This window comes from Streptomyces filipinensis (assembly GCF_014649495.1).
Taxonomy (GTDB): domain Bacteria; phylum Actinomycetota; class Actinomycetes; order Streptomycetales; family Streptomycetaceae; genus Streptomyces; species Streptomyces filipinensis.
This window is the reverse complement of record NZ_BMTD01000005.1, coordinates 230,819-242,570: the sequence shown is the minus strand read 5'-3', so window position 1 is coordinate 242,570 and position 11,752 is coordinate 230,819. Positions and strand designations below refer to the sequence as shown.

At 72.5% G+C, this 11,752-nt stretch carries 9 protein-coding genes; 1 reads left to right on the top strand and 8 read right to left on the bottom strand.

Annotated features, from left to right (window positions below; genetic code table 11):
• Window positions 1–136: 136 nt before the first annotated feature.
• The 7 genes from IE244_RS14430 to IE244_RS14400 form a co-directional block, all read right to left on the bottom strand.
• The gene (locus IE244_RS14430) at window positions 137–940 is read right to left on the bottom strand and encodes an IclR family transcriptional regulator domain-containing protein (RefSeq protein ID WP_191873915.1); all 804 of its coding nucleotides are present in this window, start codon (window positions 938–940) and stop codon (window positions 137–139) included.
• A gap of 92 nt (window positions 941–1,032) precedes the next feature.
• Window positions 1,033–1,986 carry a quinone oxidoreductase family protein gene (locus IE244_RS14425; protein ID WP_191873914.1) on the bottom strand — a complete coding sequence of 318 codons (954 nt, stop codon included), beginning with the start codon at window positions 1,984–1,986 and terminating at the stop codon, window positions 1,033–1,035.
• 313 nt (window positions 1,987–2,299) lie between these two features.
• Window positions 2,300–4,549, bottom strand: a complete 2,250-nt coding sequence (locus tag IE244_RS14420) for a prolyl oligopeptidase family serine peptidase (RefSeq protein ID WP_191873913.1) — start codon at window positions 4,547–4,549, stop codon at window positions 2,300–2,302.
• Window positions 4,525–6,306 carry an N-acetylglutaminylglutamine amidotransferase gene (locus tag IE244_RS14415; RefSeq protein ID WP_191873912.1) on the bottom strand — a complete coding sequence of 594 codons (1,782 nt, stop codon included), beginning with the start codon at window positions 6,304–6,306 and terminating at the stop codon, window positions 4,525–4,527. Before IE244_RS14415 ends, IE244_RS14420 begins: the two co-directional genes overlap by 25 nt.
• Window positions 6,307–6,503: 197 nt before the next feature.
• Window positions 6,504–7,697: a carboxylate-amine ligase gene (locus IE244_RS14410; protein ID WP_191873911.1), complete on the bottom strand. Its 1,194-nt coding sequence runs from the start codon at window positions 7,695–7,697 to the stop codon at window positions 6,504–6,506.
• Between the two features lie 212 nt (window positions 7,698–7,909).
• Window positions 7,910–8,614 (bottom strand): hypothetical protein, encoded by a 705-nt coding sequence (locus tag IE244_RS14405; protein WP_229854098.1) that lies wholly within the window; start codon window positions 8,612–8,614, stop codon window positions 7,910–7,912.
• 121 nt (window positions 8,615–8,735) lie between these two features.
• On the bottom strand, window positions 8,736–9,353 hold the full coding sequence (locus IE244_RS14400) for a TOPRIM nucleotidyl transferase/hydrolase domain-containing protein (protein WP_191873910.1): 618 nt from the start codon (window positions 9,351–9,353) through the stop codon (window positions 8,736–8,738).
• 107 nt (window positions 9,354–9,460) lie between these two features.
• Between IE244_RS14400 and IE244_RS14395 the strand changes: the two genes are divergently transcribed.
• The gene (locus IE244_RS14395) at window positions 9,461–10,534 is read left to right on the top strand and encodes a hypothetical protein (protein WP_191873909.1); all 1,074 of its coding nucleotides are present in this window, start codon (window positions 9,461–9,463) and stop codon (window positions 10,532–10,534) included.
• On the opposite strand, the gene IE244_RS14390 is transcribed toward IE244_RS14395, so the two are convergent.
• Window positions 10,531–11,610, bottom strand: coding sequence for a MerR family transcriptional regulator (locus tag IE244_RS14390; protein ID WP_191873908.1), 1,080 nt, complete (start codon window positions 11,608–11,610; stop codon window positions 10,531–10,533). The two genes, IE244_RS14395 and IE244_RS14390, sit on opposite strands and share 4 nt — an antisense overlap.
• Between the last annotated feature and the right edge of the window lie 142 nt (window positions 11,611–11,752).

Here is an 11,752-nt window from a genome sequence, read left to right as displayed (position 1 = left end):
CCATACCGCGGGCGGCGGCCCGGTGTGCCGCCTCCCGCGGCGCTGTCGGTGTACCCCGGGCAGCGCCGGCGTGCACCGGCACAAGGCACGGGCAGGGTGCGGGGGCGCGGAGCGTTCGCCGACTGGCGGCGGGTGGTCAGTCGGCCGACCAGGCTCCGCCGAGGCGGCTGAGCCGGGCGGCCGCGGTGATGGTGGCGTGGATGTGGCGCTGGGGGGCTTCCGGCATGACGTGCATGGGCTTGAGCATCAGCACCGCCCCCCAGATCGCACCGTCCCAGATGACGGGGGCGGCGATCGAGTTCCACTTCGCCATGCACTCCTCGCGTCCCAGGGCGTAACCCTGGTCACGGATGTCCGCGAGCGAGGCGAGGAGCTCGTCGGCGTCCCGGATGACGCCGGGACCCGCTTCCTGTGGGACCGGGTCGGCGGCGACACGCTCCTGGATCTGGGCGGGGAGGTAGGCGAGGATCGTGCGGCCCGAGGCACCGGTGCGCAGCGACCGTGTGACGGACAGGACGTCGCGCGGTGTCATGCCGAGTTCGACGAGGTCGGAGTCCCCCACCGCCATGTCCAGGCACTGCCTGCCGGCTATGCCGAACGGGGCCCTCATGTACAGGAAGACCAGACCGCTGTCGGTCGCCTCCCGCAGTCCCCGCAGGACGTGGGTGGCCTCGTCACCGGAGAGTTTGTCCTCGGCGAGCGCGTGGAGCCCCAGGTCGGCGACCGTGCTGCCGAGCTGGTAGAGGCCTCGGTCGACCCGGACGAAGGTGCTGTTGTAGGTGCCGGCGGTCAGCATGCGGCCGGCGGTGGAGTCATCGAGATCGGCGGCCTTGGCGATCGCGGACAGCCGGTGGGCACCGGGGCCGAGAGTGATGAACGCCTGCTGCACCCGCATGAAACGGTCGGCGTAACCGGTCCCGCTGCCGCGCTGCCCACTCATCAGCCGTGCCCCCTTCGTCCCGCCCGCGCGCCCCTCGTTGGACACGCGGCCGTACCGGTGTTGGTCTCACCGGTAGGTTCTGGGCACTCAGGTTATTGGGTGACCGTGTCGAGGCTGAACTTGCCCATGCCGATCCTGTTGTTGAGCATGCTGTGCGCCTTGGCCGCGTCGGCCAGCGGGAAGGTGCCGCCACTGACGATCTTGAGCGCTCCGTTGCCGACGGCGTCGAAGAGCTGCCGCATGGACGCCTGCAGCGGGAGCGTCCGGTCGGTGTACAGGTGGGGCAGCCAGAACCCGGCCGCGGTGACGGACTTCTGGAGCAGCGTGTGCACCGGGATGTCGGCCAGCTCTCCCCCGGCGAAGCCGTACACGGCGAGTCGGCCGCGCGGAGCCAGCACGGCGAGTGTCTGGTGCAGCGTCCTGCCGCCGGTCATCTCCAGCGCCGCGTGCACCGGCCCTCCGGCCGCGTCCAGGATCCGCTCCGCCAGCCCGTCCTCGTCGGAGGAGTCGACGGCTGCCGCCGCCCCGAGTTCGAGGGCCAGCCGGCGCTTCTCGGCCGTGCCGGCCAGAGCCACGACGCGGGCGCCCGCCCGGTGCGCCAGCTGGACGGCCAGTGAACCCACGCCGCCGGCCGCGGCGGGAACGACGACCGTCTCCCCCTTGGCGATCCGGGCGACCGTGAAGAGGAGGTGGTAGGCGCTGTTCCCCTGCAGAGCCAGGGGCACCGCCTGTTCGTCGGTGATGTCCGGCGGGATCTCCCAGTGCAGCCTGCGGTGCACGGCGACCTTCTCCGCGTAGCCGCCGCCCTGCGTCAGCGCCACGACGCGCCTGCCGTCCGGCGTGGTGCCGACGACCTCGTTGCCGGGGGTGCAGGGCAGTTCGACCGGTGCGAGGTAGGTATTTCCGCGAACGTGGACATCTGCGTAATTAACGCCCGCGAGCCGTACATCCAGCAGGGTTTGTCCACGCGCGGGCTCGGGGTCGGGAACCTCTTCCAGCCGCAGGACCTCAGGGCCGCCGAATTCCCTCATGACAATGGCGCGCACGGTACTCCCTATCGACACGGGCCGGATGCGTACACCCACAGGCTAGGGCATCCATGGACCGGCTCCGACCTGGGAACCTTGCCCTATACACTTTTCTCACGAGCCGAGAAAGAGGGGTCCGTTTCTCGCCCCGCGAGAATGTTTAATATCGAACTTCTCGCGAGATGAGAAAGGGAATTCTCAAGTTGCGTTCAACCTTTCGAAGGCGTCATAGTGATGCCGCCCTCCTTTCTGCCGGACGTTCCGACGGGGGATTCGACGGAACAGCCGGCAACACGGGGGAGGAGGGCACTCAGCCACCCGGACCGGGGGTTCAACCGGTCAGGTGCCGCTGCAACCAGTCGGCGGCGGCACGGCGGAACAGGCGACGGTTGTCGGCTCGGAGGAATTCGTGCCCCTCCTCGCGCAGCGTGAGCAGCTCGGCGGTCACGCCCCGCTCCCGTGCCGCCCGTACGAACTGCTCCGACTCCCCCGGCGGCACATTGGTGTCGTGCTCCCCGTGCACGGCGAGCACCGGCGCGCGCAGCGCGTCGATGCGGCTCATCGGGGACAGGGCGTGCAGCAGTTCACGGTCGACGACCGGGTGACCGTACTTGTTGGCCGCCGACTGGGCGATCCAGGGTTCGGTGCCCTCGAAGAACGTCGCGAAGTCCGACATGCCGCACACCGCCACCCCCGTGCGGAACAGGTCCGGGTGCCAGACCAGCGAGGCGAACGTGAGATAGCCGCCGTAGGAGCGGCCCATGACGGCCAGTCGGGAGGGGTCGGCCGGGCCCGCGAGCACCGCGTGGGCGGCGCAGTCCGCCACGTCGTCGAGCGCGGCGAACCGGCCCCTGCCCAGGTCCGCGTCGACGAACGACCGGCCGTACCCGGACGATCCGCGCACGTCGGGGGCGAAGACGTCCAGTCCTCGGCCCAGGATCTCGTGGTACAGCGGGGAGAGGACCGGGCGCTCCTGGTCCTCGGGGCCGCCGTGCAGATGGATGACACAGGGCGCCGGTTCGCCCGGGCCGCGCCCCGGCGCACGGTAGTACCAGCCGTTCAGCGGCAGCCCGTCGCGCGCGGTGGGCCGGAGCGGGACCGGGCGCACCGGCGGCCGGCCCGGGGGTACGGCGTCCTCGTCCCGTGACGACCACGCCGTGCGCACCGAGGCCACGCCCTCGGGCAGCCACCAGATGCCGGGACGACGCCGGGATCCCGACAGGGCCAGCAGCAGCCCGGGGCCGGCGTCCACGATGCGGGTGACCACTTCGTGGGGCAGGGGCACGGGCCGGGGCGGACCGGTCGCCGCCCGGGCCGTACCGGACGGGTCCGTGTCGAGGATCTCCAGTTCGGTCATGCCCCGGACGTTCCAGGCCAGTACGACGGCGCCGCCGTCGTGGGCGCCCCGCAACAGCTCCAGGTCGCAGTCCTCGCGCGACACCCCGGCCGACCAGGCGCGCGGGTTGCCTTCCGGGTCGAGTTCGGCGGCGAGCAGGACGGCGAACTCCCGGTGGGCGTTGCTGCGCAGCCACAGGGTGTCGGCGCGGGGTGAGAAGCTCCCGATCCACGGGTCGCCGTCGGCCACCGGCACCACACAGGTCGTCACATGGTCGGTGGTGCGCAGCACCACCGCCTCGCGCCGCCCGCGGGGTCCCCGGCGCAGCAGCGCGAGCGCGCCGTCACGGCTGAGATCGCACACCCGCAGCGTGGCCGCGTCCTGTTCGACGGCGAGCAGGACGGGGGCGGCCACCCCGTCGGGGTCGATGAGGTAGGCCGACAGTCCGTCGCCGAAGCCGGCCGCGGGGGCGGTCCCGCGGTCGGCCGGGGCGCCGATCGCCATCGTCTCGGCGGTGACGGGGGGTGACGGCGTTCCGGGTCCACGGTCCCTGTGGGGTGGCGCACCGAGGAGTTCCGCATCGCCCATCCGGCCCTGCCAGTGGTCCGGCAGCCGGCCGGGTGCCGGACCGGGGCCGGCCTGATCGGGCTCGGCCAGGGTCTCCAGGACGGATACGGCGGTGGGGACCGCGACGGTGACCGCGATCGCCGAGCCGTCGTGTGCCCAGCAGCCCAGGTGGGCGGAGCTGCCGGGTTCGGCTCCGGCCAGGATGTGCCGGTCGGTGCCGTCGGGGCGTACGCACAGCACGTGGGTGAGCTCACCGCCGCCGGGGGCCGTGGTGTAGGCGATCCAGCGGCCGTCGGGCGACCAGGCGACCTCCTGGACGGGGTCCGGTCCGTCGTCGAGCAGACGCACCGCGTCGCCGTCGACGGGGCCCACCCAGAGCTGGGGTACACCACCCCGGTCGCAGATGAAGGCGACCTGCGTTCCGGCCGGGTCGGCCGAGGGGTACCAGCAGCCGTGCGCGATGAGCCGAGTCGTCGGGTCGCGCGGCCCCGAGGCGTCCGGCAGGGGGATGCGGGCGGGCGCGGCGACGGCGCGGCCACGCACGTCCGGGGCCGGTTGAGGCGGCTCGATGGTCCGCGTCGGGTGCACGGCGGGAAGCCGCCCGACAGCGGTCCCGTCCGTGTCGAGCGTGCGTTCCCTGAGGGGTTCCCCGGTCAGATTCCGTGCGTCTGCAGCCATATCTCCAGCAAAGCCACTTGCCACAGCGCGTTCGCTCCGCGCTTGGTGCGGTGTCGGTCGGGGGCCGCCAGGAGTCCGGCGACGTAGGAGTCCCGGAAGAGCCCGCGCCGCTTCGCCTCCGGCGCGTTGAGTGCCTCGCGCACCCTTTCCAGGACGGGTCCGGCCATGTGGGTGATCGCCGGGACCGGGAAGTAGCCCTTGGGGCGGTCGACCACCTCGTGGGGCAGCAGTTTGCGGCCGGCCTCCTTGAGGACGCCCTTGCCGCCGTCGGCCAGCTTCAGCTCCGGCGGGCAGGCGGCCGCCAGCTCCACCAGCTCGTGGTCCAGGAACGGCACGCGGGCCTCCAGGCCCCAGTCCATGGTCATGTTGTCGACCCGCTTGACGGGATCGTCCACCAGCATGACATGCGTGTCGAGCCGCAGGGCGGCGTCGAGCGCGGTCTCGGCCCCCGGCATCGCCATGTGCTCCCGGACGAACCGGCCGGAGACGTCGTCCGGCGGCAGCATGTGCGGTTGCAGCATCGTGGCGAGGTCGGCGTGCGGCCGGTCGAAGTACGTCTCGGCGTACCTCTGCGGCTCCTCCTCGCGGGCCACGGAAGCCAGTTCGGGATACCAGTGGTAGCCGGCGAAGACCTCGTCGGCGCCCTGCCCGCTCTGGACGACCTTCACGTTCCTGGCCACCTGCTCGGACAGCAGATGGAAGGCGATCACGTCGTGGCTCATCATCGGCTCGCTCATCGCGGCGACCGCCGCGTCCAGGGCCGTGGAGACCCTCCGCGAGGGCACCACCAGCTGATGGTGATCGGTGGCGAACTCGCGGGCGATCAGGTCGGAGTACCGGAACTCGTCCCCCTCGTCACCGCCCTCCGACTCGAAGCCCACGCTGAAGGTCGCCAGGTCCCGCTGCCCCTCGTCGGCCAGCAGAGCCACGATCAGGCTGGAATCCAGCCCTCCGGAGAGCAGGACACCGACCGGCACGTCGGCCACCATCCGCCGGCGCACGGCGGTGCGCAGGGTGTCCAGTACCAGGTCCCGCCACTCGGTGGGGCCCATACCCGCGTGCTCGGGGCGACGCGTGTACGACGGCTGCCAGTAGCGGTGCTCCGCGTAGGTGCCGTCCGGCTCGACGACCCGCACCGTGGCGGGGGCGAGCTTGCGCACCCCGGCCAGGACGGTGCGGGGCGCGGCGACGGTCGCGTGCCAGCTGAGGTACTGGTGCACGGCGGCGGGGTCCAGCGAGGTGTCGACGTCCCCGCCCGCGAGCAGGGCGGGCAGCGTCGAGGCGAAGCGCAGCCGTCCGGGTGTCTGTGCCAGGTACAGGGGCTTGATGCCGAGCCGGTCGCGTCCCAGGATCAGCCGGCCGGTGCGGTGCTCGACGAGGGCGAAGACGAACATGCCGTAGAACCGGTCGACGCAGGCGGTGCCCCACTGCTGGTACGCCTTGAGGACGACCTCGGTGTCGGAGGTGGACCGGAACCGGTGGCCGAGGGCCCTGAGTTCCGTGCGCAGCTCCGCGTAGTTGTAGATGCACCCGTTGAAGACGCCGGTGAGCTCCTGCTGGTCGTCGGTCATCGGCTGGGCCCCGCGCTCGGAGAGGTCGATGATCTTCAGTCTGCGGTGCCCCAGCGCCACGGCGTCCCGCGACCAGATGCCGTGGCCGTCGGGACCGCGGGCGGCGAGCCGGTCACTCATGCGTTCGACGGCCGCCAGGGCGGGCCGTGTGCCGTCGAAGCGCATCTCTCCGCTCAGGCCGCACATCCGCGTCCACCTCCCCGCTGCACGTACGGGTCACGCGGGCCGCGCGGCGAGAGGGTGCGCGCGGGCCCGCCCGGCGGTATGCGGTCGGGGCTCGTGGACACGGTGCCGATGCTCCTTGACGTCGAGAGCGGGTTACCGGGTGGGTGGGCGGGGGTTACGGGGTGGGTCGGCGGGAGGCGGGACTCCTTGTGCACACGTCAGCGGCGGGCGATTCTCGCCGGGTGGGCCCCGGAGGCCTTCCCGGTCGGCCGCCCCGGGGAGGCGACCTGGCCGGTGGGCGCGGCGACGGGCCGGCGACGCGGGTGTTCCTCGCCCCTGGTTTCCGCGATCGCCAGATCCGTGCAGGCCAGCAGGTCCTCCGCCGCGGCCGTACGGCGCAGGCGGTGGGCGGCGCTGCCGGCCACGAGCGCCCTCTCGGCGAGGTCCCGGACCGTGGGCCAGTCTCCGGCGGCCGCGAGCGCCGGGCGCACCCGTCCCAGCAGGCTGCGGACGACCTGGGCCGCGGGGGCCTCATGCGCGCTCGTGGGATCGATCAGGGTTCCTTCCAGGCCCGACCTCGCGGCGCGCCAGGCGGCGGCACGCAGCCACTCGTGGCGGCCTGCGCAGGCGGGGGTGCCCGTCGCCTCCAGCCGCTCCCGGGCTTCGGTCACCAAGGCGCGGAAGAGCCCGGCGATCAGAACGACCGTTTCCGCGCGCGGGCAGGCGTCGCAGATGCGCAGTTCGAGGGTGCGCTGGTGGGCGGAGGGCCGGATGTCGTAGTAGATCATCCCCGCGTCGCTGATGACGCCGGAGTCGACGAGGCACTGCACCGCCGCGTCGTAGGCGGCGGCGTCGGCGAAGCATCCCGGCGGTCCCGCGGTGGGCCAGCGCTGCCACACCATGGTCCGCCAGCTGGCATAGCCGGTGTCGGCGCCCAGCCAGAAGGGCGAGCTGGCGGACAGGGCCAGCAGCACGTGGAGCCATGGCGCCACCTCGCACATGACGCGCACCGCGATGTCACGGTCGGGGACGTCGACGTGGACGTGGGTTCCGCAGATCAGTTGTTCGTCGGCGACCATGCGGTACTCGTCGACCATGTGGCGGTAGCGGCGCCCTGCGGTCGGGCGCATGTCCGCCGTGCGGGCCAGCGGCACCGTTCCGGTGGCCACCACGGCCAGGCCGTGAGCGGTCGCTGCGGCATCGAGCCGGCGCCTGGTCCGCAGGACATCGCCGTAAAGGTCGTCCAGGGACGCGTGCACACCGCTGTTCGATTCCACCGTCGCCTGCTGCAACTCGGTCGTGAAGGTGGGCCCGGGTAGCTCTTCGAGCACGGTGTCGGCTCGGGGCACGAGCAGACCCGTCTCCACCTCGACGATGTGGAACTCCTCTTCCACTCCGATGCGAACGGTCACGACACTCCTCAGGTGACGGCGGGCGCCTTACTGCCGCGCCCGGGACCGACCCGTCCCACCGATCCACCGGCGGTGGGCTGTGCCCCTCCGACTTCCCACCCAGCCCATGACTAAGCAACGGGTGCTCTATAGAGATGTTCGCATCACAGATGAGCGGCAGCCACACGGGGCACCGCCACCCCGGAGAAACCGCACCCACCGCGTGGCGCGCGTCAGCCCGGCAGCCCCAGTTCTTCCAGGGAAGCACCGGTCGCCCAGCGCTGCAGCCGGCGGCCGTCCACAAGGTGGACGTCGCCCTGGCGGGAGGCCCACAGCAGGTCGGTGCGGCTGAAGCTGCCGGAGTGGACGATCAGCTGGATCGGGCGGCCGGCACCCGGCCGGTCCGTCTCGACGAGGGTTGCCTGCCAGTCCTGGCCTGTTTCGGCCGTCGCCGCGGAGCGGAACGAGACGTCGAGCTGGCGCCCCCGGCCGTCCCGGGCATGCAGGCGCCGCCTCCCTTGCTGCAGGGTCAGGTCGACCACGCGCCAGCCGTCGCGCTGCAGGATGCGCGCCGCCGCCTGGGCCAACCCCTGCTCATCGAGCAGGGCGAGCTCCGCCGGAAGGTAGCGGCCGCCGCGTCGGCGGACGACCGCCCGGCGGACCCGCAGGGCCACCACGGCGCTCGCGGCCAGCGGGAGGGCGCCGAGCACCAGACCGACGGCACCGAACGTGCGGTGCAGCCAGGTGAGCAGGCACACGGGCACGAGCACGGCCAGCCCGATGCCCGCGAACGCGGGGAGGACGTCGCGGAGTTCGGGACCGTACGCACCCCGCGCCCGCAGTTCGGAGACCGCCTGCTCGCGCCGCGCCCGGCGCGAACCGGGAACCGGCCGGCGCTGCCCTCGTATCGGCAGCTTCGGTTGCCGTTCCCTTGTCACCGGAGTCCACTCCCCACGCTCTCGTCCGTCTCCCTTGGTAGAGATATCCGGTGAACGCCTCCTCACGCCAGTGAGACACAGCCGGGGACACGAAGTTACCGCCGGCCCGCGGCGCGCGTGGTCACAGGCTCGTGAGGAGGCCGTCGAGCGGTGCGGGGACGCGGTCGGGGTCGAGAGCCTCGACGAGGACGCGGCCGTAGTGGACCTTGCGCCCCTTCTTCGTGCCGAGGAAGCGCCGCAACTGCTGCTGTGAGGTGCGGCCTTGCTGTGCGGGCTGGCGCAGGAAGGTCTGCAGTGAGCGCACATCGCCCTCCGCCCGGACCAGTTCCCGCACCCGGTTCACGCCCAGCGCGCGGATGAGCTCGTCCTCCAGATCCGCCGCGCAGACGAAGAACTCCTGCGGTGCCGCACCGGCCCGCTCCAGGCCGCGGGCGTAGTAGCCACGCTCCCGTTCGTCGCACAGGCCCGTGAGCCGGAGGCCCAGACCGTGTGGCCCGAGGAGGCGGGCGTAGCGTCCGACGCTCATCGCACCGCCCATCGCCAGGACGCAGACTCCTTCGGCCGCCAGGTTCCGGCCGCGGCTCGCGGCCAGCGCGTCGACGGCTGCGACGTCGCTCGGTCCTTCCAGCAGGACGGCCGCGCGGACGGGCACCTGCGCGGCCAGCTCGCGCGCGATGTCGCCGGGGCCGCCGGCCGCCCACGCGGTGACCGCCTCCCGGAACGACCCCATGTCCGCCATGGGACAAGTCTCCGCCCCTGCCGGCCCCCGCGCGAGGGAATTGCGGAGCGGGCTCTGCGGCAGCGCGGCAGGACGGTGTGTCAGTGGCCGGTCGCATACTGACGCCCATGCGGATGACGGAGCACACCCTCAAGCGGGCCTGGCAGCGGATGGCGGCGGGTTCCGACCTGCTCGACGACGCCATGCTCCCGCCCACCGGCACTTCTCCCGACCAGTGCGCACGGCGCGCAGGCGCTCACGACGGCCTCTTCCTCGTCCTGGACGAAGACGGCACCGTGCGCGGCCACCACGGCCCCTACCGGGAGGTCTTCGCCACCCAGGACCTCGACCAGGTGCTGTACTTCGCTGCCGAGGCGGCGGTCCGCGAGCTCGCCGAACACATCGTCGCCCGCTCACCGGGCCGAGGCCCGGCGACCAACCTCGTCACCGGGCAGGCGGGGATGCTGGACGAAATCAACCCCGCCTGGGGCGACAGATTTCGTGCCGGAGGAGTGGACGGTGCGCCTCCGGCACGGCCGTGTGAAAGGGACCCGCTGGAACGCCTCGCCTGGATCGCCCGTTCCTGGCACGAGCAGGACCCCTACACCACCCTCGCCTTCTTCCGCGGCGAGGACATCAGCGCCGAGGAGATCGCCCTGCTCCACGGGGCCGACCCCGGGCAGACCGCGGCCGGGACGTGTCTGTCGGACCTGCGCGGCATGGACGGCGACGGCCGCGACAGCTGGGAACTCGCCTGGCAGACCGTCTGCTTCGGACAGTCCGGCGACTGGGTGTTCCTGATGTACCACGAGACGCCACCCGGCACCCGGGCCGACAGCGCGGCGCTCGCGCGGCTGGGCGTCACCGAGACCGTGGAGCTCAGCGCCTGCGCGGCGAAGGCCATCTACACCTTCGACTACACGCGTGACGGCCGCCGCGTCGACGACGACTGGGGTGTGCTGGAACTGATCTGGTACGACCGGGGGCGCGCCCCGTACTACCGGGGCGGCCAACTCGACTTCCTCAACCGGGCCGTACGCCGCGCCGAACTCGACCACCCCGAGCTGACCGACGAGTTCGCACTGTACTTCCACGCGCTGGAGACGTCTCTCGGTCTGCAACTGCCCCAGCGGGCGATCGAGGAGGGATCGGTCCACGCCGCACGGTGGGCACGCCCGGCCCAGGCGGGCAACGGCGGCTAGGGAGCCTCCGCCAGGACGTCGGCCACCACGCAGCTGACGTTGTCCGGGCCGCCCGAGTCGTTGGCGAGGGCGACGAGTTCACGCACCGCCTGCTCGGGCTGCGTGGGTTCGGCGAGCACCCGGCGGATCCGCTCGGCGGGCACGACGGTGGACAGACCGTCGGAGCACAGCAGGTACCGGTCGCCCAGCCGGACGTCGTGCAGGCGCAGGTCCGGGGTGCCGTCGGCCCCCCGGCCCAGCGCCCGTACCAGCAGCGATCGCTCGGGGTGGGAGAGGGCCTCCTCCGGGCTGATGCGTCCCTCGTCGACCATCGCCTGCACCAGGGTGTGGTCGTGGGTGATCTGGAACAGCTCGCCGCACCGCAGCAGGTAGACCCGGGAGTCGCCGATGTGGACGAGGGCCAGCTGGGATCCGGTCCAGAGCAGCGCAGTGAGGGTGGTGCCGGCCGTCTCCGGGTCGGCACCGGTCCCGGCGACGCCGTGTACGGCCCGCTCGGCCTGTTCGACGGCGCCTTCGAGGAGGTTGAGGAGACTGCCCGCCGGGATGCCGGCGGTCTCCAGGGGCTTGAGCGCGTCGACGGCGGCGGCGCTCGCGCGGGCTCCGTGGCTGCCGCAGCCGTCGGCGACGGCGAGCAGGCGGGCGCCGGCGTAGGCGGTGTCCTGATTGCTCTCGCGGACGAGTCCCCTGTCGGACAGGGCGGCGTAACGGATTCCCAGGGGCTGGGCGGTCGGTGCCATGGCGGGGTCCTTCCAGGACAGGTGGCCGATGAGGAAGGTGGCCAGGTCCCGCCGTGCGGCGGTGTCGGCCTCCACGTGGGCCCAGAACGCGCGGATCTCCTGGGCCGCGGGGCCCGCCTCCAGCGTGCAGACGTGCTGGATGCGGGCCAGGGGCATCCCCAGGCGTCTGAGCCAGGCGACCAGTCGGGCCTGGTCCAGTTGTTCCGGTGCGTACAGGCGGTACCCGGTCACCGGGTCGACGCGAGCCGGGGGCAGAAGGCCGAGGTCGCCGTAGAGACGCAGTGCCTTCGGCGACAGCCGGGACGCCTTCGCGAACGCCCCGATGGTCAGCAACTCCATGCTCGCTCCTCCCCGTGTCGGGCGAGTCGCCCGACCTCAGCGATGCTGCGGCCTCCCCCAAGGTGAAGGTCAAGCGAGGCGGTACACCCCGGTGCTCGGTTCGCGGTGCCGGCGGATCGTCGGGGGTCGGTGCCGCGCTCGG